This window comes from Rheinheimera sp. UJ63, from assembly GCF_021568285.1.
Lineage (GTDB): Bacteria > Pseudomonadota > Gammaproteobacteria > Enterobacterales > Alteromonadaceae > Alishewanella > Alishewanella maricola.
This window is the reverse complement of sequence record NZ_JAKGTQ010000001.1, coordinates 168317-191065: the sequence shown is the minus strand read 5'-3', so window position 1 is coordinate 191065 and position 22749 is coordinate 168317. Positions and strand designations below refer to the sequence as shown.

Genomic DNA, 22749 nt, shown 5'->3' with positions numbered 1-22749 from the left:
GGGTAGGGCAAGCACAGTGCATCCTGTTGCGCTGTGCTACTGCAAATAAGGAGTAACGATGAGTATGCAAACTGTCACTGATTTAATGACCCCAGATCCGCTATCACTGCAACGCAGCGCCACCTTGAAAGACGCCCATGAGTTGATGCGGGTAAAAAATATCCGGCATATTCCGGTGATTGATAACGAGGGCTTCTTAATTGGCATGTTAACGCAAAAAGTGTTGATTGGTGCCGTGATTAATCTTTTGGCGAAATATGGTGCTGCGGCGCTGGATCATAAAGAACAACAGTTAGGTGTGGCGACATTAATGTTAACCGATTTTGCCACCGTCACACCCGAGCAAAGCTTAACTGATGTGGCTTCATTTTTTGTCAGTAATCGGCATGGTTGTTTGCCGGTGGTTTCTGGCGACAATAAACTACTTGGTATTTTAACGTCATCTGATTTTGTCAGATTAGCAGTGCAGTTGTTGGCGGAAAAAGCATAAAGTGTCAGATGAACCCCCCAAGCCAGTGTCAACCGACTTGGGGGAGTGGTTTAGTTTACACCCAGTTCTTTTAACAGGTTATCGGCGTTATCGACAACTTGCATCTGCCATAACATAAAGCGTAAATCGACTTGGATTGAGCGCGTGTTCGCTAGGTTAAAATCCCAATCAGAGATAATAGAATCTAGCGTACCATCGAAAGCTAACCCCACAAACTCACCTTTACCATTTAACACGGCCGAGCCTGAGTTACCGCCAGTAATATCTAAGGTGGCAAGGTAGTTCACCGGCACTGAATTAATGCTATCAACTGCGTAAGGGCCATAGTTTTTGGCTTTAATGGCATCAAGTTGATTTTGTGGTGCATTAAACTCACCTTCGCTGGTCGCTTTTTCAGTAATACCGCGCAGGGTGGTGAATGCGGTCCAAGCGTTACCATCTTCATTACCGTGAGCTCGACCGGTAACATTACCGTAAGTGACACGCAGTGTGCTGTTGGCATCAGGGTAAACGGCTTTACCTTGTGATTGCATAAAGGCAATTTTCGCGCGCATGTAACTGGCATAAGCTTGTTGGATCTTGCCACCTAGCTCTTCTTGCTCCGCTTCTTTTGAACGATCAGTTTTGTACAGTGCCACTGCGGCTTTAACAAAAGGATCATTGCTATTAGCAAATTGTGCGGGTGTGCTTTCTAGCAGGGCCGCGCGCTGTGCTGCATCCGTTAATACAGTAGCGGCATACCAGCTATCAATCAGTGCTACTAATGCGGCTTGATCCATATTATCTTTGATGCCCATGGCTTTGTCGAAGTCGGCATTGCGTTGTTTTTTCGGTAAAGCAACATACTTAGTTAAGCTTTGCAGATCTAACGCTTTTTCTACACGCACATCAAAAGAGCGATCCATACCAGCGATAAAGGCTTTAAAGCGCGGTAAATCACGTGCCTGGAAACCTGCTTTTCGCTCCGCATCGGGCTTAGTGCTTTCTTGCGCCAAGCGGTACAAACTGCGGGCTGTGCCAAGTAAACGAGGGCTCGCATTATTCAGTAAATAACTATCGCGGCCTTGTTGCTGCTGCTCTTTTAACAGTTTTTCGATATTAGCCAGATCTTTTGCATAGGCTTTTTTGTTGGCGCTACTGCTGTTGACCCAAGCGGTTAATGCTTGATGTTCAGCTTGTTTACGCGCCAGAAAATCGCTTTGAGCATAGCTGTCGAGCATGCCTTGGCGGTTTTTCATGTAGTTATTTAAACCTGCCACTCGGCTGGCATATTTTAATGCCGCATCACGGTCATTGGCCGTTTCGCGGCCAATAATGTCCAGTGTTTCAGCAAACTGGCTCACGGTGTTCGGATAGCTCCACTCAAAGGTGTCCGCTACTTCAGACGGTAAGCGATGGCGGTTAGTGCGCCCCGGATAGCCTAATGCCATCACAAAATCGCCTTCTTTTAAGCCATCTTTCGCTAATTTCAAGTGAAAATCTGGGGTGTAAGGCACGTTGTCCGCATGGAAATCAGCTGATTTCCCTTCAGGGCTAACATAAGCTCGCAGAAAACCGTAATCACCGGTATGGCGTGGCCACATCCAATTATCGGTGTCGCCACCAAATTTACCGACACCTTCGGCAGGGGCGTGCACTAAACGCACATCTTTAATTTCTAATTGCTTGATTAAATAATATTCTAAGCTGCCGTAATAAGCCGCTACAGAACAGCGATGACCGGCATCTTGCTCACATTCAGCAACGATGGCTTTTTGATTGGCTTCAATCGCGTCTATACGCTTTTTCCCGGATAATTTGGCGGTGCTGGCATCAATCACTTTGTTAGTGACGTTATCAACCGCCTTAGTGACATAGATACGGCTACCCGGGGCGGCCGGCACTTCTTCGGCTAAAGTCTTGGCTAAAAAGCCATTTCTGAGTAAGTCATTCTCTGCAGTAGAGTTGTGCGCGATGCTATTGTAAATACAGTGATGGTTAGTGGCCACTAACCCCTGTGGCGAAACGAAAGACGCTGAACAACCACCTAAACTGACGATAGCGCCCATTGGGAATTCGGTTAATTTCGTTAAGTTGGCTGGATCTAATTCAAGGCCAGCTGCTTTTAATTCAGTGGCAATATTAGGCAGCTGTTGCGGCATCCACATGCCTTCATCTGCCATTGCGAAACCGCTGGCCAGTGCCAGTACAAGTAATGACTTTTTCATAAAATCTCTTAGTTTTATTGAATTAATGAGGATAACGAGGTTGCAGCGCTATAGTCGGTGCATGGCTCAGGCTTGTCAAGCCGTAGACATACACCGTTACACTTTTGTGAAGTAAGTAGGCATTAACGAGATTCGAACCAGCAAATGGCTTTAGCCTGCTGCTTAGCTTGATACATGGCAATATCGGCCTGACGCAACACATCTGAACTGTTGTGTTGTGCGCCATGAAATAAGTTAGCGCCAATACTACCCGTGCAGCTATGCTGTACGGCAAGCGTTTCGGTAAATACATGAGGCTCTGCTAAAGCCGCACTAATTTTTTCGGCCAGTTGTTGTGCCAGTGTTTTTGCTTTATCGGCATCACAGTCTAAATCGCATAACACAATCACAAACTCATCACCCCCTAAGCGAGCGACAGTATCCACTTCTCGTACTTGATTTGTTAACCGATTCGCTACTTCAATCAGTAGTAAGTCACCCACTTTATGGCCAAAGCGATCGTTCACGGGCTTGAAATTATTCAAATCGATAAATAATAAAGCACCAAAGCTGTTGCTGCGTTTGCTTTGTTTAAAAGCCAGTTGTAGGCGATCATCCAATAAGCGGCGATTGGCTAAACCGGTGAGATGATCATAAAATGCCATTTTATGAATATGTGCAGCTGAGAGCGAGCGGGAAATGGCAAGCTCAGCTAAGTTACTGAAAATGGCCATCTTGCTGCTAAACTCAGCCGAGGGTAAGCCGGGTTCTTTTTGATAAAAGCCAAATGCGCCTAACACTTTACCTTGGGCATTTTTTATCGGAATTGACCAGCAGGCTCTTAACTCGTTCAATAACACTAATTCGCGATAGGCTTGCCAATGAGGATGTTGTAATAAATCTTCAGCCATAACGGCTTGGCCACTGTAAGCCGCACTGCCGCAAGATCCGGCATCAGGACCCGGTGTTAATCCATCAATAGCATCATTAAAGGCTTGAGGTAACGAAGGGGCGGCGGCCACGCGTAAACAATACTGCGCTTCATCGAGTATCAGTATCGAGCATAATATTTCAGGATATTGGGCTTCAATTTGTCGAACAAGTTGTATTAAAACATCTGACAATGCTGAACCATGACTGATCATACTGAGGATCTGGTTTTGCATTTCTAATTCGTGCGTTCGATTTTTTACTTGTTGCTCGACAATTTGCAGCATGCGGTCAGCTTTATAATTGCTATGGCTCAGCTCTGCGACTTGTTCTGCCAGAAAAGCGATCAGCTTCATCATCGCTTCAATTTTTGATTCTGGGATAATAGGGACTTCGGCAATCGCTTTTAAATAGCTATCTTCATCAAAACTAAGTGCTTTTGCTTGCTGTTTAAAAAAGTTTAAATCCGGTTTTTTTATAAAGAATTGGCCAATATAAAGATTAGCCACGTGCTTATTGAGTATTTTTACTGGCGCTGCACAGTCAATTAAGCCATTTAAACATGCATAAGTGGCAAAATCTTGCTGTTTTATCGCTTCGTTGGCGAGAGTAGTATCAGAGCTAATGCAATTTTTAAGGCTAGCAGGGTGCTGACGATGAAACTGCATACAAACGCGTTGCCAGTTAGATGAAGAGACGACTTTACCGTGTAAATCAATCAGCGCGATTGACACGCCCAAGGCTTTTTGAAAGTTCTCAAAAATGCTATTTAGCAGGTTGAGGTCTAAGGTTTTTAGAACAGACTGTTGCGCATCCGGTGCTTGGCTACTGGCTGAAAACTGCCACGACGCCAGCAAAGGGTTAAGATTTTGGACATCAAATTTGATGTCTTCTTTAAATTTGCCCATGCCAATTAATCCATTATTTGTCAGGCGTTAACTCAAGTTGTGATTTAGCGTTGTTGCAGCAAGCGCTAAATCACCCCAACGTCCAGCTACCCATGGTCTTTAAGCCAAAACGTCACTGTTAAGAATAGCATATATTTTGTTCGAACGATGTCAGGATAAAGGCTGAAACGCCTAGTATGAGACGTTGTCAGCCGAGATAAATGGCTAGCGTATTGTTATTTATGACGATCTTGTAGCACTTTAATGACATCATTAAGTGCTAATTTTTGACTACGCAGCAAAACAAGTAAGTGGAAGATTAAATCTGCTGCTTCGTTTGCCAGCTCTTCTTTATCACCTGCCATCGCAGCTAGGGCTGACTCCACACCTTCTTCCCCCACTTTTTGCGCAATGCGTTTTACGCCTCGGGCGAATAAACTGGCGGTATAGCTGCTTTTCGGATCGGCACCTTCACGGCTGGCAATCACTTGTTCTAAGTCATACAAAAAGCTCAGTTGTGGGCTATTGGCGTCATTATCATGCCAGCAGGTTTCGGTGCCTTCGTGGCAAGTAGGGCCGGCCGGCAGCGCCATAATCAGTAAGCTGTCGGCATCACAGTCTTGGTCAATGCTGACCAAACTTAGGGTGTTACCTGAGCTTTCACCTTTGGTCCACAAGCGCTGTTTACTGCGACTGAAAAAGGTAACCGTGTTGCTTGCAAGAGTGTGAGAAAGTGCCTCGGGGTTCATATACCCTTGCATCAGCACTTTACCTGAGATGGCATGTTGCACTATGGCAGGCAGTAACTGATTTTCAGGCCAGCTCAGTTGTTCAATCTGTTGTTGGTTCATCATTTAATTCTCACGTTCGAATGTGTATTTTGCCACGTATCATTAGCGTTATCTCTAGTGCGTTTTAGATGAATACTGCACATAAAGTTATTGTAAATACTGTAACGCTTCACACTGATACTACACGCAAAATCGTTATAAATACTGTCACGCTTTAAACTGATAGTGCATGCAAAGTCGTTGTAAATTCTGTACCGCTTCACACTGATATTGCACGCAAAGACGCCGTGAATACTTCCCTGTAGGCTCCTCTTTGGCATCCATGCCAAAGACGCTTTGCTTAGCATTATCAGTGTTGCGCTGGGACTTCCCAGCTTTTACCTTGGAGAAAGCTCAGAACTAAGCAAGCGCGGAGATACTTTTTTCTGTGACCGTTGAAGGCCATGGATGGCCGGACAAATTCGTCAGGAACGCATTTGGACAGCTCTGCTGTCCCAACGGGTGAATATCATGGATGATATTCACAATCTAGCCCCGGGGAAGCTTCACGGCGTGTCACAGAAAAAATGTACGTAGTGCTTGCGTGGGTTTTATGGCTTTCCTTTTAAGGACGTATACTAATACCATCGGCCAGTAACTTCGCCTTTAGCTCGCTGATTTGAATAATACCTTTGTGGAAGACACTGGCTGCTAAGGCCCCATCCACATCGGCTTGCTGAAACACCTCGGTAAAATGCTGCATTGCGCCGGCACCACCACTGGCGATCAACGGCACCTTGCACAGATCCCGAATGGTTTTCAGCTGCGCCAAATCGTAACCTTGCCGCACCCCATCCTGATTCATGCAGTTCAGCACAATCTCACCGGCACCCAAGCGCTGCACCTCAGTTACCCAATCGCGAGTTAACCACTGCGTTTTCTGGGTACGGCTCTCATCGCCCGTAAATTGATACACCTGATATTGGCCCGATGCCACATCAAAAAAGCTATCAATCCCAATGACCACACACTGCTGCCCATAGGTTTGGTTAAGCTCAGCAATTAACTGCGGGTTAGTTAGGGCAGGGCTGTTAATCGACACTTTATCCGCGCCCATCTCCAAAATTTTGCCGGCATCTGCCACCGATTTAATGCCACCGGCCACACAAAAGGGAATATCAATCACCTCAGCAATGCGGCGCACCCAGCTCTTATCAACCACCCGGCCATCACTCGACGCCGTAATATCGTAAAATACCAATTCATCTGCGCCGGCTTCGGCATAGCGCTGGGCCAGAGGCACAATATCACCAATAATTTCATGGTTACGAAACTGTACGCCCTTTACTACCTTGCCATCGCGCACATCCAAACAGGGAATTAAGCGTTTTGCCAGCATGCAATGGCCTCCTCAAGCGTAAACTTACCTTCTAACAGCGAGCGACCTAAGATCACCCCCGCGACACCCGAGCCAATTAACGCTTGGATATCGGCTAATGAACCAATGCCGCCAGACGCTTGCCAAGCCAGCGTTGGATACTTACTGCTAAGCTCACGGTATAACGCCACATTAGCGCCAGTTAAGGTGCCGTCTTTACTGATATCGGTACAAAGCACATGCTTAGCACCGGCAGCAATATAACCGTCTAACACTTGCTCTAGTGTTACGCCAGACTCTTCAATCCAACCGTGGCTAGGTAAGGTTTTTTCGCCTTGGGCATTAATGGCTACATCTAAGGCTAACACAATGCGCTCACCGCCGTACTTGCGGATCCAGCCTTGTACCAACTCAGGCTCCCGAATTGCTAAGCTACCAATCACCACGCGGCTAGCACCGGCGGCGAGTAAATCCATCACATCTTGCTCGCTGCGCACCCCACCGCCAACTTGAATTTGCAATGGCGCGTCGGTCATTAGCTTGGTTAACAGGGCAATTTGCCGCTTGCTGGCATCTTTGGCACCCGAGAGGTCAACCACATGCAGTAGCGGCGAACCGGCTTTGGCATAGCTATCGCGAAGCGTAAAGGGGCTGAAAGTGTACTCGGTGGTTTTATCGTAAGCGCCTTGGTATAGACGCACGACTGTGCCGTCAATTAAATCTATCGCCGGAATAATCACAACTGCCACTCCAGAAAGTTTTGTAATAATCGCGCGCCCACTTTACCTGAGCGCTCAGGGTGAAATTGCGCACCGACCACATTATCTTTGCCAATAACCGCGGCAAAGTCAGAGCCATAGTGGCATTGTGCTAAGCTATATTCGCTCGGCACCACTGCAAAGCTGTGCACAAAATACAGATAATCTTGTTCAGTAAAGCCGGCCAAAATGGGGTGCTTACTGATCTGGTGCAAGGTATTCCAGCCCATATGCGGTAAGCGTAAACCGGCAGCATTAAGCGGTGCCACTTCGCCTGGAATTAATCCTAAACAGGCGACATCACCTTCCATACTGTGGGCGGTGAGCATTTGCATACCAAGGCAAATACCCAGCATCGGTTGCGTTAGGCTTTGTAAGGTGCCGATCAGCTCGCGCTCGGCTAAATTATGCATGGCTGCTTTTGCGGTGCCAACGCCCGGTAAAATGACCCGCGAGGCACCACGGATGACCGCAGCATCACGGCTTATTACAGGCTCAACACCTAAGCGTTTTACCGCAAAATACACCGAGCTGATGTTGGCACAGCCGGTATCAACAATCACCAAACTCATTACAACACTCCTTTTGAGCTTGGTAAGGCTTCACCCGATACGGTAATGGCTTGGCGCAGTGCTCGGCCAAAGGCTTTGAATAAACCTTCTACTTTATGGTGTTTATTGCCTTCGGTAATACTCAGGTGCAAAGACATCAACATGGCATCGCTTATTGAGCGGAAAAAGTGTGGCACCATCTCCAGCGTTAAACCGCCCACCGCACCTTCGCCCAGCTCGCCGTTAAACACAAACAGCGGCCGACCCGATAAATCTAAAATACACTCGGCGCGGCACTCGTCCATCGGCAGCACAAAACCAAAGCGGTTGATGCCTCGCTTATTGCCCAGTGCTTGCTTTAAGGCTTGGCCTAGGGCGAGGGCGGTATCTTCAACACTGTGGTGATCGTCGATATGTAAATCGCCTTTCACCTCCACTTGCAATGAGAAGCCGCCGTGGGTGGCTATTTGCTCTAGCATATGATCAAAAAAGCCGACGCCCGTGTTGAACAGGTTATTACCACTGCTATCTAAATCGACTGTCACTTTAATATCGGTTTCGCGCGTGGTACGCACCACGGTTGCGCTGCGGCCACGGCTTAATAAGCGTTTGGTGATTTCGGCCCAGCCCAAGCTGTCACGTTGATACTGAAAAGCCGGTAAGCCCATGTTCTCAGCCAGTTGCACGTCAGTTAGCCGATCGCCAATCACATAAGAATTGGTAAAATCGATTTTACCTTGTTGCAGGTAGTCTTTGACCAAACCGAGTTTCGGTTTGCGGCAACTGCAGTTATCCCGCTCAAAATGTGGGCAAATCAGCACATCATCAAACTGAATACCTTGCGAGGTTAAAAGTTGCATCATTTTGTTATGGGGTGCATCAAAGGTATCGCGCGGAAAGCTGTCGGTGCCTAAACCATCTTGATTGGTCACCATCACTAAGCGATAACCCGCCGCTTGCAGTTTTAATAGCGCCGGCACTAAGCCTGGCTCGTAGGCCAATTTTTCAAGGCTATCGAGCTGCTTGTCTATTGGCGGCTCTTCTACCATGGTGCCGTCACGATCGATAAATAAAATAGGTTGGCCACTCATGCGGTTTCTCTCTGATTAGGTTGAAAATAACGTTGCATAGCGCCGGCTAAACGCTGCATTTCTGCTGGGCTGCCAATGGATACCCGAACCACCTGCGATAAACCCAGTTGGCTAGATTGGTTGCGGATCAAAATATCTTCTGCAATCAGCGCATTAACACAGGCTGCGGCATCGCTTACTTGCAACAATACATAGTTAGCATTGCTTGGCCATACTTTATCAATGCCCGGTAAGCTTGCGGCAAGCGTAATAAAGTCATCACGTAAAGCATTTATGGTAGCCACACTCTGTTGCATTTGCGCGATACCGGCGGGCGATAGCGCTTGCGCAGCAATTTGTGCCACCGGCTCGGCAATCGGGTAGGGCGCAATCATTTTTTTCAGGGCGTTGATAATCTCAGGCGCGGCCAACGTAAAACCACAACGTAAGCCCGCTAAGCCAAAGGCTTTAGATAGCGTGCGCAGGATCACCAAGTGCGGGTAGCGGCTCAGTAGCGACACCACAGACGCCTCTGGGGCAAATTCAATGTAGGCTTCATCAACCACCACTAAGGCTTGATCGGTAAAGTGCTCTAACACCGCGATAATATCTTCACGAGGAATGAGATCACCGGTCGGGTTATTGGGGCTACAAATAAACACAAGCTTTGGCGAGGTAGCAAAAATGCCGGGTAAATCTAAGCGTTCATTATCTTTTAGCAGTACTTTATTCACCGGCGTTTGATTGCTCTCGGCGCTAATGGCATACATGCCATAGGTCGGTGGGCAAATTGTAATGCTATCTTGCTTTGGCTCGCAGAAGCTTCGGATCAAGAGCTCAATGCCTTCATCTGCACCACGGCTTACCAATACTTGCTCGGCAGCTAATCCTGCATACGCAGCGTAGCCATCAATCACGGCTTTGGGCTGACAAGACGGATAGCGGTTAAAGGTGTCATCTAACTGATAAGCGGGCGCTAGCGCGTTTTCATTAGCATTAAGCCACACCGCACCGCCACTCATTGAGCTGCGAGCTGAAGCATAAGGCACGATAGCTTTAACGGCATCACGGGCCAGCGGGTGTACCTTAGACATGTTCAGTCTCCTTTAATAAACTGGCCAAGCGTAACCGTACCGCATTGGCGTGCGCTTCTAAACTTTCGGCTTCAGCCAGGGTGACAATGGCGGGGCCAATATTACGCATCCCGGTGGCAGATAATTGCTGCACGGTAAAGCGGCGGAAGAAATCGGTCATCGACAAGCTTGAGACAGTGCGGCTATAACCATAAGTGGGTAACACATGGTTAGTGCCACTGGCGTAATCCCCAGCGGATTCGGGCGTCCACGCGCCAACAAAAATACTGGCTGCGCTGGTAAAGCGCTCAGTGAGTAGCTCAGCTTGCTCTGTTTGCACAATTAAGTGCTCAGGCGCATAGGCATTGGTCACGCTAATGGCGCTGTCTAAGTCGGTTGTTAAGATGGCTCGGCTGTGTGCTAGCGCTTGCGCAGCAATATCACGGCGCGGTAGGGCGACTAATTGCACACTAAGGGCTTGCTCTACGGCATCCAGCAAACTTGCGCTATCGCTAACTAAAATCACCTGTGAATCAGGGCCATGTTCCGCCTGCGACAGTAAGTCTGCTGCGACAAACTCTGGGTTAGCCTGAGCATCGGCCAGCACGAGCACTTCAGATGGGCCGGCTGGCATATCAATCATCGCGCCTTTCGCATCTTGGCTTACTTGCTGTTTTGCTTCAGTAACATAGCGATTGCCTGGGCCAAAAATTTTATCCACTTTGGCAATCGTCTCTGTACCGTAAGCCAGCGCCGCCACGGCTTGTGCGCCGCCAATGGTATAAATTTCGGTAATGCCACAAAGGTTAGCGGCATAAATAATTTCGGGTGCAATATCGGTAGCGAGTGGCTTACCTGGGGGCGTTACCAAGACTGCACGCGGGCAGCCCGCTAACTGCGCCGGAACACCCAGCATCAACACCGTAGAAGGTAAGGGCGCACTACCGCCAGGAATATACAGGCCGACACTGCCAATCGGGCGACTTTTCAGCTGACACATTACGCCAACACTGGTTTCAACTTCGATATCCCGCGGTAATTGCGCCGCATGAAACTTGCGAATATTGTCATAGGCTAATTCAATAGCGGCTTTGCGCTCAGGTTGTAATTGGCTTAACAACTGCTGCTGCACGCTGGCACTTAACGCCAATGGGTTATCGGAAAGCTGATCAAATTGCTGACTAAAACGTCGTAAGGCTGCATCACCCTCTGCTCGCACCGCTGCAATGATCTCGCGTACTTTCGGCGCAAGGCTGGCTGAATCAGGCAGGGCCGGTCTGGCCAAGGCAGCTTGTTGGCCAGCTTGATCAAGTTGACTCCAGTTAAAGCGTTGCATCGATTACTCCATCATCTTTTCAATAGGTAATACTAAGATTGAGCTGGCGCCCAGTGCTTTGAGCTGTTCCATGGTTTCCCAGAACAGGGTTTCGCTGCTGACCACATGCAAGGCCACCATATCGTTATTGCCAGCTAAAGGCAGTAAGGTTGGGTTTTCTGCACCAGGTAATAAGGCAATCACTTCGTCTAACTTAGCGCGCGGGGCGTGCAGCATGATGTATTTGCTTTCGTTGGCTTGCATCACGCCTTGAATGCGAGGCATTAACTTAGCAATCAGTTTCTGGTGCTGAGCATCAGCTAAACCTTTGCGTTGGATCAGTACTGCTTTACTGCGGTAGATCACTTCAGCTTCTTTTAAACCATTCGCTTCTAAGGTGGCACCGGTAGACACGAGGTCACAGATGGCATCAGCTAAACCGGCGCGCGGCGCCACTTCAACAGAACCGGTCAGCATTACTACGCGGGCATTCACGCCTTGCTGCTTTAAATAGCGTGTCAGTAAACGTGGGTAAGTAGTGGCAATAGTTTTACCTTCAAGGCTGCTTACACCTTGATATTGCTCTTCTTGTGGTACGGCAATCGATAAGCGACAGCCACCAAAATCTAAGCGGGCCAGCACTTCATAGTCCGCGCTTTCGTTATCGATTTGCCGTTGCAGTGATACTTCTTCTAATACGTTTTCGCCGATAATGCCTAGATCACAGACGCCGTCCATTACTAAGCCTGGGATGTCATCATCGCGCACCCGTAAAATATCAATCGGCATATTTTCAACGTGAGCAATTAAGCGTTGTTCACGTAAATTGATTTTTAAACCACAGCTACTAAGCAGCGCTTGTGATTCAATCGACAAACGACCTGACTTTTGCATACCGATGCGAAGACGTTTACTTTCAATGGCTGGACTCATTGGTCACTCCGAAAATTAAAAACTGTAATTAAAAACAAAAAACCCCGTGGCTTAGGCCTGCGGGGTTGCGAGTAACAAGATGCACCGGAGGCCCAGACAACAGCCCTCCACCTAAGCGGTAAGGCTAGGTTGTATGATGATGCAATGTTACTGTTGAACGATTCATGCTGTAAATTTATCCAAAATGCTATGCTATACAAGTTACTGCAGCAGACTGTTTTTCGCAAGCGCTTTTTTCAAGTAATCCAACGAGTAATTCAGTGTAAATATATTAAAATCAATAGCATAAGTTAATGTTGTGTTTTTTTAAGCTAAACAGTTGCAGAGTCGCGGTTTTAAAAATTAAACCATTTGGTTAAAATGTGGTCAGGTTGTATAGGCATGCATTGCACTGATAGCGTTAAAGTGATGCGATTTGCCGCCGATATAATAATGTGAGACCCAAATAACATTTTAATTACGGACAGGAGGCAAAAATGGATGCTTTTATGCCATTTATACAACGTATTCCGGGAACGCCGATTGAGCCGGACCCGAAAACGGTGCTGCCTGTTTTTAAAGAAGCACGCCTTGAGCCCCTCAAGCGCGAAGAGCAAAAGTACCTTATTTTACGCCGTTTTGGTTATAAAACCGGCTCCGCTGATGATTATCCTGCCGCTCCTTACACCACTCCCGAAGAAGATCAGCATGTTGATAAAGACGGGCATTTAGATATTTTTGTCTGATTTTTTAGCTGAACAAGGCATAATAGCCAGCATTACATCTTATGCAGCGGTTACGTTAGCGTTTCAAAGCCTGCGTTTAAGCTAATCAAGCCTTTGTGGAGTGCCAGTGAGCTATTGCAATTTGCCCGTTTTCGTCTGGATAACCTATGGCCGTTAAGTCTGCCAAAGCCTTTGCTGAAAACGGTATACTCGCGCAGCATATTGCAGGCTTTAAACCTCGGGCCGCGCAACTGGAAATGGCAACCGCTGTTGAACAAACCATTCAAAAAGACGGTGCCTTGGTGGTAGAAGCCGGAACGGGTACCGGTAAAACCTATGCGTATTTAGTGCCTGCGTTACTGTCTGGTAAAAAAGTGGTGTTATCAACCGGAACGAAAAACCTGCAAGAGCAATTGTACTTTCGTGATCTGCCAACCGTACTTCAAGCCTTAGCGTTACCGGTTAAAACGGCTTTACTCAAAGGCCGCTCAAATTACCTGTGTTTGTTTCGTTTAGAGCAGCATTATCAGCATATTCCGGTAGCTGATCCGCAACTGATCGCCGATTTAAGCTTAATTAAAAAATGGTCTGCGGAGACGCACAGCGGCGATATCGGCGAATTAACCTATATTGCCGAAGACTCCAAAGCCTTACCCTATGTAACCAGTACTACCGATAACTGCTTGGGTAAAGACTGCCCCGTTTATGAAGATTGTCATTTACTCAAAGCGCGCAAAGAGGCACAGGCCGCCGATCTTGTGGTAGTGAATCATCACTTATTTTTTGCTGACTTAGCCTTAAAAGATACTGGCTTTGGTGAGTTGTTGCCAGAAATGGAAGTGGTGATCTTTGATGAAGCGCATCAGATCCCTGATATCGCCAGTGAGTATTTTGGCGAACATTTCTCTAGCCGTATTTTACAAGATCTGTGTAAAGACATTGAGTTAGTTGGCAAGGCAGAGTTAAAAGATGTCATGCAGCTAAGCAAGGCAGCCGATAAAGTGGCAAGCCTGACTCGCGATTGGCGGCTGCAATTTGCCACAGATCCCGCGCGGGGCAATTGGCGGCAAGCTTATCAAAACCCGGCTATGCAAACGGCGATCACCCGCATTAACGATGCGCTAGATATGTTGTACCAGATTGTTAAAAGTAGCTTAGGGCGCAGCCAAACCTTGGATAATTGCTACGAGCGTTTAGCGCAGCTTAAAAGCCAACTGCAAAAATTACTGCAGGTTGAACAAACGGGCGTGAGTCTTTGGTTCGAAACCAGCAAATTGCATGTTGGTTTGCATTTAACGCCACTGAGTATTGCCGATAAATTTAACAAGCTGGTGTTTGCTGAGCAGCGCAGCTGGATTTTTACGTCAGCCACGCTATCGGTAGATGAAGGCTTTACCCATTATCAACAACAAATGGGCTTAACGGGGGCGGATACCCTGTTACTCGAAAGCCCGTTTGATTATGCGCAACAAGCGCTGCTCTGTGTGCCGCGATTTATGCCAGAGCCGCACGAGCCTGCAATGATGCATGCTTTATTAACTATGGCGATAGAGCTGATTACCGCTAATAACGGCCGTTGCTTCTTTTTATTTACCAGCCATCGTATGTTACAGATGATGGCGAAAGCCTTACCTGAACAAATTCGCCAGCCGGTGCTTATTCAAGGCTCTACCGGTAAACGCTTATTGTTAGAACAATTTGTGAAATTAGAAAATGCGGTGCTGCTGGGTACCGGCAGTTTTTGGGAAGGCGTTGATGTACGTGGTGATACCTTAAGCTGTGTCATTATAGATAAGCTACCCTTTGCCTCGCCAGATGATCCGTTGTTACAAGCGAGGGTGGAAGATTGTGCGATGCGCGGTAAAGATCCCTTTGCTGAGGTACAATTACCGCAAGCGGTGATTACCTTAAAACAAGGGGTCGGCCGACTGATCCGTGATGTAACCGATCGCGGTGTGCTGGTAATTTGCGATAATCGGTTGGTGACTAAACCCTATGGGGCGACCTTTTTAAAAAGCTTGCCACCGATGCGGCGAACGCGTGATCTCGGTGCGGCCAGTCAGTTTTTAAAAGAGATACAAGGTTTAAAAGAGCAGCAACAAGGAAACTCATGAATTTTTTAGCGTTAGATACTTCTACCGAAGCCTGTTCCGTCGCGTTAAGTCACAATGGCAAAATACTGACCCTAGACGAAGTATGCCCGCAACAACACAGCAAACGTATTCTACCCATGGTGCAGCAATTACTGGCTGAGGCCGGTATTAACCTGAATCAGCTAAACGGTATCGTATTTGGCCGTGGCCCTGGGAGTTTTACTGGCGTAAGGATTGGCGTGTCGGTCGCACAAGGTTTAGCCTTTGGTGTCGATGTGCCGGTATATGGCGTTTCGACTTTGGCAGCGATGGCACAAGCTGCTGCGCAGTTAAAAAATGCTCAGCACGTTATTGCTGCGATTGATGCGCGGATGGCTGAAGTTTATTTGGCTGTCTATGCTCGTGATGAGCAGGGTTTGATGCAGGCGATTAGCGCTGAAGTGGCTGCAAAGCCTAGCGCCTTACCCGCAGCGATAACCGCTTTAAATTTTGACACTGAGGTAATGGCCGTCGGCACCGGCTGGCAAACCTATCAGAGCCAGCTGCAAGGCATACTTTCAGCCAGCGTGGCCAAAGATATTCTATATCCCTCAGCACAATACATGTTGCCTTTTGCTGATCAGGCATGGCAACAGGGCCACTTTGTTGCAGCAGAGCAGGCCGAACCGGTTTATGTGCGTGACGAAGTCACTTGGCAAAAACTGCCCGGCCGTTAACCCCTAACCACACTCACATTGCCAAAGACTGGTCAGACCGCACTCTGAGACAGGTACGACCACACTCTGAGACTGGTCAGACCGCACTCCGGTACAGGTCTGACCATACTCAGAGACGTTAGCTTAGAGATGCCAGCTTGCAAATGCGTATTAATATCACTGTTTGTAAAAGTTACTGGCTTGTTGGTTGATTACTTGTCTATAATTAGAACACTGTCCATTAGCTAAGAGCTTGCATGAGCATCAACGCCAGTAACAACATTAATCCCAGTAGCTTGCTAAATCCGGCAACGAATCGGCCACAGCCGAGTCGTACGGTGCAGCCAGAGCGGGAGAGTGTGGTTAAAGAAACGGCGGGTATTCGTTTTGAGCGTGATGCGGTGGAGCGATTAGATAGCGAGCGGGAAGCGCAAACTAACCGCCAATCTTTTCGCGATAACACGGAACAACGCAACGAACGCGCGGTTGCTGCCTATCAAAGCTTGCAAAACGAACAACGCCGTAGCGAAGTTCAAGCTATGCTAGGTGTCGATCTGTACGCTTAATGGCTGTTAATTGTTTGCTTTAATTTTTTTCGCTTCGCTTATCCCTTCTACTGCCACACTGAACTGTTCTAATTCCTTTACGTACAAGTTATATCTTTCTTGCTCGCTTACTATTTATTTGGCCTTGCTTATAGAGGCTAATGCGTGAGTGAACTCAGCGACATAACAGGAGTGAATATGTCTGCAACGATTCTTATTACGGGTGCAAGCTCAGGTATTGGCCGCGAAACCGCAAGCTATTATGCACAGCAGGGCTGGACGGTTTACGCGGTGGCTCGCTCAGAAGATAAGTTAGCGGCACTGGCTGCTGAACATCCTGAAAAAATTATCCCTGTCAGTTTAGATTTAACAGATTATGCAGCAATGCAAGAATGGCAAGCCAGTTTACCGGCAGCACTGCATTTTGATGTGGTGCTGTTAAATGCCGGTAATTGCGAATATGTCGAAGCTAATGACCTCGATTTAGATGCGTTTGCACGAACGTTTGCCATTAATTTTCAGGCTGTTGTTAGCAGTACTAAGCTGTTATTACCACGTTTAAAAGCCGGCAAAACTTTAGCAATTGTCAGTTCAATGGCACACTTTTTTCCTTTTACGCGTTCAGAAGCCTACGGTGCCAGTAAAGCTGCGGTCAGTTATTTTGTTGATAGTTTACGCGTCGATTTATCTGACAGTGGTATTCATATTTGTTTGATTGAACCCGGCTTTATTGATACGCCATTAACGCAAAAAAATGATTTTCAGATGCCTTTCTTAATGCCTGTGGCCGCCGCAGCTAAACTTATTTTTGATGGCATCGAAGCGGGAAAGTTACGGCTGCGTTTTCCAAGACGCTTAGCCTATTTATTAAAAACGTTGAGTGTGTTGCCTTACGGTTTACGCTGTAAGTTGGCAGCCAAGATGAAGCAATCATGAGCAGCGTTAAGGTTAAATTAAATTGGCGAGTATTAATTGGCTTTGAGTTAAGTTGGTTTTTACTGGTCTATTTTCAGCAATTGGCTTTTTGGCCGGTTTTAGCTTATTTGCTTTATGGTCTTTGGCAACTGCCGTCAATGAAGGCGCGTTATTTGGTATTGGCGGCTGCCATTATAGGTATCAGCGTTGACTCGTTATTAGTCGCAACAGGGATCCTAAGCTTTGCGCAATTGGCATGGCTACCGCTGTGGTTTATTTTGTTGTGGGCCATATTTGCGTTAGCACTGGTTGAAGTGATGAGTCGTTTCTTAACAAAACCTTGGCTGGGCTTTGCCTTGGGCGCGACCGGTGGGCCGCTGTCTTATATTGGCGGTGCGGCATTAAGTGACGGTGTCATGAGCTTCCCAGCAGGCGTGACTTCTTACATCGTTTTATGTTTAGTCTGGGGCTTGTTAGGCGTGATTTTCGGTAAGATCCCAAGCCTGTTAGAGACCAGCACAGAGCAAGAGTTGAACGGTTCGGCTCAGGAATAGTCTAAACATTATCGTCGGCGGCATCACAATGCGGCTTTTGGCAAGTTATTTGGAGGGGCTATGCGTAAGTTATTGGGTATTATTTTAGCACTGGGTGTGTCATTCCCGTTGTTTGCGGTACCGCAACTCGAGACCGTTGGCCAAGGTAGTTACCGTTATTTATTTTGGCAGTTATACGATGCACGTTTAGCGACCCGCGATGGCCGTTATGTTGATTACCAGCAAAGCTCGCCGTTATTGTTAGAGTTAACCTATAAACGCAAGATTAGCCGTGATCAGTTCATCGAGGCAACAGTTGATGAGTGGAAAAAGCTGAAACAAAGCACCACTGCGCAACAAGCTGATTGGGCTGAACAATTAAAAACGCTGTGGCAAGATGTGAAAGAAGGTGATCGTTTAGCGGCAGTGCTGTTAGCCGATTCGAGTGTTGAGTTTTATTTTAATGGCACCAAAACAGGGGTGGTTGCAGACAACACTTTTGGGCCCGCGTTTTTTAATATATGGCTACACAACGATACCAGTGCGCCAAAGTTACGCGAGCAATTAACCGGTTTACGTAGTGAATAAACAACAAAGCGCAAGTTAATACTGAATAGTTAAGTGTTGTATTAGAAACACTTAACCATCCGGCAAGAATAACGACTGGGCGCTTTTAAGCCCGCTAAGGCTTAATGGCTACTGATATACTTGATTAATTGCTTAGCAATATCGGTATTGTCCATAAAGCCGTGGAAATCTTCACTGTTTTTACCATAAGCCATGACAGGGACATCCACCGCGGTATGGGCGCCTGTTGTCCAACCGGTGTAAGAATATTGAGCCACAAGTTTAACCGCCACTTCGCGTAAGGCTTTTTGCTCTTTGCCGCGAGCCGCTAACAATTGTTGCTGTTCTTCTTTGGTTAGTTGGATCTTGGTAAGAGCTAGCCAGCGTGCTAACGCGGTGTTGTCATCGGGGGCAGCATTAAGCTCATCTGCTATTTTACGACCCGTGGCTGATACTCCTTTAATGACCTCTGGTAACCATAAATACTTGCCTGCCGCGCCTAACGACATGCCACCGGTTTCGTGATCTGCAGTAATGATTAATAAGGTATCAGGATTGGCATCAACATAGGCTTTAGCAACGGCGATAGCGTTGGCAAAATCATCCATTTCAGCCATGGCACAGGCGATGTCGTTATCGTGGCCACACCAGTCAATCTGACTGCCTTCTACCATCAACATAAAACCTTTTTCAGCAGGGCTTAATAATTGTAGGGCTTTGCTGGTCAGTGTCGCCAGTTGTCTTGGTTCAGTCGCATTAAGGGCAGCAGGTAACGCAACGTCAGCCATCAGTGCCAGTGCCGGTGCGCGGGTCAGCGAGTCAAGTTGCTGCCAATTATCGATGTACTGATAACCTTCGTTTTTAAATTCATTAACCAGATGCCGATCTTCACGGATAAAAAACTGAGTACCACCGCCTAAAATCACATCCGCTACCGGCTTGCCGTTGATCCGATAGTCAAAGTACATGTCTGCAATCTGATTGTAATTTTGCCGACTGATATTGTGGGCTAAAAAGGACGCGGGAGTGGCATGGTTAACCTGAGAACTTGCGACCACACCATTAGCCTTACCTTGATGTTTCGCCAGTTGCATCATAGTGCTAATCGGTATGTGTTGGCGATTGACTGCTATAGCGCCGTTATAGCTTTTTACACCCGTGGCCAGAGCCGTAGCACCTGCGGCAGAGTCGGTAACCAGGGTATCGTCGTCAGGGTAGGTGCTGGCAGTACCCTTGAGTAAATCATCAAATATCGTGTTAGCGACAGGGAGGTCCCCCTCGTGTTGATAATAACGATAGGCTGTTAAGTAAGCGGGACCCATACCATCACCAATCATGTAAATAATATTTTTTGGCGCTGCAGTAGCGGCGGTTGAGGCAAAAGCGATTACGGGTAGCAATAATAATGCGCGCATCAGATACCTTGTGTATTTAAACAACAGAGAAGCGTTGCAGTTTAAAGGATGAATATGACAACGCCAAGGCGCTTGCGGCAGAGTGGCTAAAAAATGATGCCAGTATGCAGGGTGCTTTTGCTGGACTTTTGGGCAAATAGGGCGTTATCTTAAAGTAGATTGTTTGATCGCAGTGCCTTATGCAGAGTTCGCATCTTAATAATGTTATGTAACAAGGTTTTACTATGAAAAAAATAACAACAAGCATAGTGTCTTTAGGTTTATTGCTGGCATTAATGCCTGCGCCGAGCGTTGCTAATAATGCCACCGAATGGCAGCAGCGTTTGACCGAATTGTCGGAGAGTCGTTCGCGTGGCGAGGCTCACTTGCAGCGCAACCAATACCGCCATCCAGTTGAAACCTTAATGTTTTTTGGTATTGAACCGCAAATGTCCGTTTTAGAAATTTGGCCGGTACGAGGCTGGTATACCGAGATTTTGGCGCCGTTTTTAAAGGATGAAGGGCAATTGACCATTGCGCATTTTCGTTTAGATGGTGGCAATAATGCGGATGAAAAAAGTGTGTTCTGGACTCGACTGACCAACCGTTTAGAGCAGCGCATATTGCAGCAAGAAGCCACTTTTGGCCAAGTATCTCGCGTCGCGTTAGATCCCCCCAACTTTATTCCGCAGCTGGCCGCTGACCAATTTGATATGGTATTGAGCTTTCGCAATGTACATATTTGGGATCAGGCAGGACATTTGCGAGCAACGTTAGAAAATATGTTTCGGGTACTTAAACCGGGCGGTATCTTAGGAATGGTTGAGCACCGTGCGGCTAAAGTGACCGAACTGACCAGTTATGCCGTTGAAGGTTACACCGATGAAGCCTATTTAATCGCTGTTGCTGAGGCGATTGGCTTTCACTTAATTGACCGCAGTGAAGTCAATGCCAATGCAAAAGATACCAAAGATTATGTGAAAGGGGTTTATACCTTGCCGCCAACGTTGGCATTAGGACAAGAAGATCGCGATTTTTACCAAAACATTGGTGAAAGTGATCGCATGACACTGAAATTTATTAAACCGCAAGACGTCGACAGCGTAGATTGATTGTCTGCTGCAGACATTTATGGGATGATTAACCTAGAGTAAAAACTCAGTATTTAGATGGCCGCAGTAATTACTGTATAACATCAACACAACTATAACGATAAATGGTTTTGTCAGAATACAGCATAGATGCCTGACAGCGACCAGATAGAAAAACTTCAAAAAAGGAGTAGACGGTGGATAGAGTCTGGTTAGAGAGTTATCCTGAAGGTGTGCCGGCAACAATTGATCCCGATCATTATTCGTCATTAAACGACATTTTTAGCCGTAGCATTGAAACTTACGCCGATAAAGACGCTTTTATCAATATGGGTAAAAGTCTTACCTATCGTGAGTTAGATCAGCAAAGCCAAGCCTTTGCCGCGTACTTGCAAAATACCTTGGGTTTGGTTAAAGGCGACGCTGTCGCGATTATGATGCCTAACCTTTTACAATACCCAGTGGCGCTAATGGGAACCTTGCGTGCCGGTTGTACCGTGGTCAACGTAAACCCCCTTTATACGCCTCGGGAATTACAACATCAGCTGTCAGACTCTAAAGCCAAAGCTATTGTTATCGTCGATAACTTTGCGCACACGCTGATGGCGGTAGAAAAACAATTACAAGTTGAACATGTCATCTTAACCAAGATGGGTGATATGTTAGGTAGTGTCAAAGGTGCGGTCGTTAACTTCGTCGTGAAACACGTGAAAAAGCTGGTACCCGCCTATCAACTGCGTAAAGCCATCCCCTTTAAACAAGTGCTGAAAGAAGGTGCTGCGCTGCAATGGCAAAAACCAAACATCAGCGGTGAAGATATTGCCTTTTTGCAGTATACCGGCGGGACCACCGGCGTATCAAAAGGCGCCATGTTAACTCATCGCAATATGGTGGCAAACTTAGAACAGGCCAGTGCCTTTTTAGATCATTTTTTAGTGGCAGGAAAAGAGTATGTTGTCACGGCGTTACCGCTTTACCACATCTTTGCGCTAACGGCGAATTTCTTTGTGTTCTTTAAGCTCGGTGGCACCAATTTACTGATCACCAATCCACGTGATATGCCCAACTTTGTTAAAGAACTCGCTAAATTTCCGTTTACTTCGATCACGGGCGTCAACACCTTGTTTAATGGTTTGTTGAATACGCCGGGTTTTGACAAACTGGATTTTAGTTCGCTCAAACTCTCTCTGGGTGGCGGGATGGCGGTGCAACGGCCTGTCGCCGAGCGCTGGAAAAAAGTCACCAAGAGTCGCTTATTGGAAGGTTACGGTTTAACGGAGTGCTGCCCACTGGTTACTTTAAGCCCAGTGAACTTAGAAGACTTTAACGGCAGTATTGGCTTACCGGCACCGTCTACGGATATCCGTTTAATTGATGATAACGGTAACGATGTCGCCCCAGGTGAGTCAGGTGAAATGTTAGTGCGTGGCCCACAAGTGATGCTGGGTTATTTAAACCGCCCAGAAGAAACCGCTAAAACCATTAAAGATGAATGGCTTTACACCGGAGACATTGCCCGGATGGATGAGCAAGGTTTCTTTTATATTGTCGATCGTAAAAAAGACATGATTTTAGTGTCAGGCTTTAACGTCTTCCCTAATGAAATTGAAGAAGTTGTCGCCATGAACGAGAAGGTACTTGAAGTGGCCGCAGTGGGTGTTGCAAACGACGTTGCGGGTGAAGTGGTTAAGGTGTTTATCGTGAAAAAAGATCCTTCTTTAACCGAACAAGAAGTCATCGCGCACTGTAAGCAACATTTAACGGGCTACAAAGTGCCGAAACTGGTAGAATTCCGCAAGGAATTACCCAAAACGAATGTAGGCAAGATCCTACGCCGCGAATTACGCGGTTAGTACTTAGAGCCGGCGATT

Annotated in this window: 21 protein-coding genes; 10 read left to right on the top strand and 11 right to left on the bottom strand. The window is 47.0% G+C overall.

The features are described 5' to 3' along the window. Nucleotides 1-58 precede the first annotated feature (58 nt). Complete coding sequence (locus L1N97_RS00840; protein ID WP_229584989.1) at nucleotides 59-490, top strand: CBS domain-containing protein; 432 nt, start codon at nucleotides 59-61, stop codon at nucleotides 488-490. 50 nt (nucleotides 491-540) lie between these two features. On the opposite strand, the gene L1N97_RS00835 is transcribed toward L1N97_RS00840, so the two are convergent. The 10 genes from L1N97_RS00835 to hisG all read right to left on the bottom strand — a co-directional run bounded on the left by L1N97_RS00835 (nucleotide 541) and on the right by hisG (nucleotide 12341). Next, complete coding sequence (locus L1N97_RS00835) at nucleotides 541-2697, bottom strand: S46 family peptidase (RefSeq protein WP_236128554.1); 2157 nt, start codon at nucleotides 2695-2697, stop codon at nucleotides 541-543. 122 nt (nucleotides 2698-2819) lie between these two features. Continuing rightward, nucleotides 2820-4514 (bottom strand): PocR ligand-binding domain-containing protein, encoded by a 1695-nt coding sequence (locus L1N97_RS00830; protein ID WP_236128553.1) that lies wholly within the window; start codon nucleotides 4512-4514, stop codon nucleotides 2820-2822. A gap of 215 nt (nucleotides 4515-4729) precedes the next feature. Continuing rightward, nucleotides 4730-5347, bottom strand: a complete 618-nt coding sequence (gene hisIE / locus L1N97_RS00825) for a bifunctional phosphoribosyl-AMP cyclohydrolase/phosphoribosyl-ATP diphosphatase HisIE (protein ID WP_236128552.1) — start codon at nucleotides 5345-5347, stop codon at nucleotides 4730-4732. Nucleotides 5348-5888: 541 nt separating this feature from the next. Further along, a complete protein-coding gene (gene hisF, locus L1N97_RS00820) occupies nucleotides 5889-6662 on the bottom strand; it encodes an imidazole glycerol phosphate synthase subunit HisF (RefSeq protein ID WP_229584993.1) in 774 nt (257 codons plus the stop codon). After that, the gene (hisA, locus tag L1N97_RS00815) at nucleotides 6644-7381 is read right to left on the bottom strand and encodes a 1-(5-phosphoribosyl)-5-[(5-phosphoribosylamino)methylideneamino]imidazole-4-carboxamide isomerase (protein ID WP_236128551.1); all 738 of its coding nucleotides are present in this window, start codon (nucleotides 7379-7381) and stop codon (nucleotides 6644-6646) included. Before hisA ends, hisF begins: the two co-directional genes overlap by 19 nt. After that, the gene (gene hisH / locus L1N97_RS00810) at nucleotides 7378-7971 is read right to left on the bottom strand and encodes an imidazole glycerol phosphate synthase subunit HisH (RefSeq protein WP_236128550.1); all 594 of its coding nucleotides are present in this window, start codon (nucleotides 7969-7971) and stop codon (nucleotides 7378-7380) included. The genes hisA and hisH overlap by 4 nt, the downstream gene beginning before the upstream one ends. Next, on the bottom strand, nucleotides 7971-9041 hold the full coding sequence (hisB, locus tag L1N97_RS00805; protein WP_229584996.1) for a bifunctional histidinol-phosphatase/imidazoleglycerol-phosphate dehydratase HisB: 1071 nt from the start codon (nucleotides 9039-9041) through the stop codon (nucleotides 7971-7973). The genes hisH and hisB overlap by 1 nt, the downstream gene beginning before the upstream one ends. Next, nucleotides 9038-10114, bottom strand: coding sequence for a histidinol-phosphate transaminase (hisC, locus tag L1N97_RS00800; RefSeq protein ID WP_236128549.1), 1077 nt, complete (start codon nucleotides 10112-10114; stop codon nucleotides 9038-9040). Before hisC ends, hisB begins: the two co-directional genes overlap by 4 nt. Continuing rightward, complete coding sequence (gene hisD / locus L1N97_RS00795) at nucleotides 10107-11429, bottom strand: histidinol dehydrogenase (RefSeq protein WP_236128548.1); 1323 nt, start codon at nucleotides 11427-11429, stop codon at nucleotides 10107-10109. Before hisD ends, hisC begins: the two co-directional genes overlap by 8 nt. A 3-nt stretch (nucleotides 11430-11432) precedes the next feature. Then, nucleotides 11433-12341, bottom strand: a complete 909-nt coding sequence (gene hisG, locus L1N97_RS00790) for an ATP phosphoribosyltransferase (RefSeq protein ID WP_236128547.1) — start codon at nucleotides 12339-12341, stop codon at nucleotides 11433-11435. A 476-nt stretch (nucleotides 12342-12817) separates the two neighbouring features. Between hisG and L1N97_RS00785 the strand changes: the two genes are divergently transcribed. The 7 genes from L1N97_RS00785 (at nucleotide 12818) to L1N97_RS00755 (ending at nucleotide 18414) form a co-directional block, all read left to right on the top strand. After that, complete coding sequence (locus L1N97_RS00785; protein WP_229585000.1) at nucleotides 12818-13066, top strand: hypothetical protein; 249 nt, start codon at nucleotides 12818-12820, stop codon at nucleotides 13064-13066. Nucleotides 13067-13212: 146 nt separating this feature from the next. Beyond that, on the top strand, nucleotides 13213-15159 hold the full coding sequence (locus L1N97_RS00780; protein WP_236128546.1) for an ATP-dependent DNA helicase: 1947 nt from the start codon (nucleotides 13213-13215) through the stop codon (nucleotides 15157-15159). After that, complete coding sequence (tsaB, locus tag L1N97_RS00775; RefSeq protein WP_236128545.1) at nucleotides 15156-15854, top strand: tRNA (adenosine(37)-N6)-threonylcarbamoyltransferase complex dimerization subunit type 1 TsaB; 699 nt, start codon at nucleotides 15156-15158, stop codon at nucleotides 15852-15854. The genes L1N97_RS00780 and tsaB overlap by 4 nt, the downstream gene beginning before the upstream one ends. Before the next feature lie 236 nt (nucleotides 15855-16090). Beyond that, nucleotides 16091-16399, top strand: a complete 309-nt coding sequence (locus L1N97_RS00770) for a hypothetical protein (RefSeq protein ID WP_226749880.1) — start codon at nucleotides 16091-16093, stop codon at nucleotides 16397-16399. 177 nt (nucleotides 16400-16576) lie between these two features. Then, nucleotides 16577-17314: an SDR family NAD(P)-dependent oxidoreductase gene (locus L1N97_RS00765; RefSeq protein WP_236128544.1), complete on the top strand. Its 738-nt coding sequence runs from the start codon at nucleotides 16577-16579 to the stop codon at nucleotides 17312-17314. Then, nucleotides 17311-17847 (top strand): DUF2878 domain-containing protein, encoded by a 537-nt coding sequence (locus L1N97_RS00760; protein WP_236128543.1) that lies wholly within the window; start codon nucleotides 17311-17313, stop codon nucleotides 17845-17847. Before L1N97_RS00765 ends, L1N97_RS00760 begins: the two co-directional genes overlap by 4 nt. 60 nt (nucleotides 17848-17907) lie before the next feature. After that, complete coding sequence (locus L1N97_RS00755) at nucleotides 17908-18414, top strand: chalcone isomerase family protein (RefSeq protein ID WP_236128542.1); 507 nt, start codon at nucleotides 17908-17910, stop codon at nucleotides 18412-18414. A gap of 101 nt (nucleotides 18415-18515) precedes the next feature. On the opposite strand, the gene L1N97_RS00750 is transcribed toward L1N97_RS00755, so the two are convergent. Continuing rightward, entirely contained in the window at nucleotides 18516-19808 is a 1293-nt protein-coding gene (locus tag L1N97_RS00750) for an alkaline phosphatase (RefSeq protein ID WP_236128541.1), read from the bottom strand. A 224-nt stretch (nucleotides 19809-20032) separates the two neighbouring features. Between L1N97_RS00750 and L1N97_RS00745 the strand changes: the two genes are divergently transcribed. Continuing rightward, the gene (locus L1N97_RS00745) at nucleotides 20033-20899 is read left to right on the top strand and encodes a class I SAM-dependent methyltransferase (protein WP_236128540.1); all 867 of its coding nucleotides are present in this window, start codon (nucleotides 20033-20035) and stop codon (nucleotides 20897-20899) included. Between the two features lie 176 nt (nucleotides 20900-21075). Further along, complete coding sequence (gene fadD / locus L1N97_RS00740; RefSeq protein ID WP_229585008.1) at nucleotides 21076-22731, top strand: long-chain-fatty-acid--CoA ligase FadD; 1656 nt, start codon at nucleotides 21076-21078, stop codon at nucleotides 22729-22731. Nucleotides 22732-22749 lie beyond the last annotated feature (18 nt).

What these genes read in the sequence shown, in the direction of transcription:
- hisH (WP_236128550.1), bottom strand. Translation starts at nt 7,971, where the DNA reads ATGAGTTTGGTGATTGTTGATACCGGCTGTGCCAACATCAGCTCGGTG.
- L1N97_RS00780 (WP_236128546.1), top strand. Translation starts at nt 13,213, where the DNA reads ATGGCCGTTAAGTCTGCCAAAGCCTTTGCTGAAAACGGTATACTCGCG.
- L1N97_RS00765 (WP_236128544.1), top strand. Translation starts at nt 16,577, where the DNA reads ATGTCTGCAACGATTCTTATTACGGGTGCAAGCTCAGGTATTGGCCGC.
- L1N97_RS00745 (WP_236128540.1), top strand. Translation starts at nt 20,033, where the DNA reads ATGAAAAAAATAACAACAAGCATAGTGTCTTTAGGTTTATTGCTGGCA.
- hisF (WP_229584993.1), bottom strand. Translation starts at nt 6,662, where the DNA reads ATGCTGGCAAAACGCTTAATTCCCTGTTTGGATGTGCGCGATGGCAAG.
- L1N97_RS00830 (WP_236128553.1), bottom strand. Translation starts at nt 4,514, where the DNA reads ATGGGCAAATTTAAAGAAGACATCAAATTTGATGTCCAAAATCTTAAC.
- hisB (WP_229584996.1), bottom strand. Translation starts at nt 9,041, where the DNA reads ATGAGTGGCCAACCTATTTTATTTATCGATCGTGACGGCACCATGGTA.
- hisD (WP_236128548.1), bottom strand. Translation starts at nt 11,429, where the DNA reads ATGCAACGCTTTAACTGGAGTCAACTTGATCAAGCTGGCCAACAAGCT.
- hisIE (WP_236128552.1), bottom strand. Translation starts at nt 5,347, where the DNA reads ATGATGAACCAACAACAGATTGAACAACTGAGCTGGCCTGAAAATCAG.
- L1N97_RS00755 (WP_236128542.1), top strand. Translation starts at nt 17,908, where the DNA reads ATGCGTAAGTTATTGGGTATTATTTTAGCACTGGGTGTGTCATTCCCG.
- tsaB (WP_236128545.1), top strand. Translation starts at nt 15,156, where the DNA reads ATGAATTTTTTAGCGTTAGATACTTCTACCGAAGCCTGTTCCGTCGCG.
- hisC (WP_236128549.1), bottom strand. Translation starts at nt 10,114, where the DNA reads ATGTCTAAGGTACACCCGCTGGCCCGTGATGCCGTTAAAGCTATCGTG.
- hisG (WP_236128547.1), bottom strand. Translation starts at nt 12,341, where the DNA reads ATGAGTCCAGCCATTGAAAGTAAACGTCTTCGCATCGGTATGCAAAAG.
- L1N97_RS00760 (WP_236128543.1), top strand. Translation starts at nt 17,311, where the DNA reads ATGAGCAGCGTTAAGGTTAAATTAAATTGGCGAGTATTAATTGGCTTT.
- L1N97_RS00835 (WP_236128554.1), bottom strand. Translation starts at nt 2,697, where the DNA reads ATGAAAAAGTCATTACTTGTACTGGCACTGGCCAGCGGTTTCGCAATG.
- L1N97_RS00750 (WP_236128541.1), bottom strand. Translation starts at nt 19,808, where the DNA reads ATGCGCGCATTATTATTGCTACCCGTAATCGCTTTTGCCTCAACCGCC.
- L1N97_RS00785 (WP_229585000.1), top strand. Translation starts at nt 12,818, where the DNA reads ATGGATGCTTTTATGCCATTTATACAACGTATTCCGGGAACGCCGATT.
- L1N97_RS00840 (WP_229584989.1), top strand. Translation starts at nt 59, where the DNA reads ATGAGTATGCAAACTGTCACTGATTTAATGACCCCAGATCCGCTATCA.
- L1N97_RS00770 (WP_226749880.1), top strand. Translation starts at nt 16,091, where the DNA reads ATGAGCATCAACGCCAGTAACAACATTAATCCCAGTAGCTTGCTAAAT.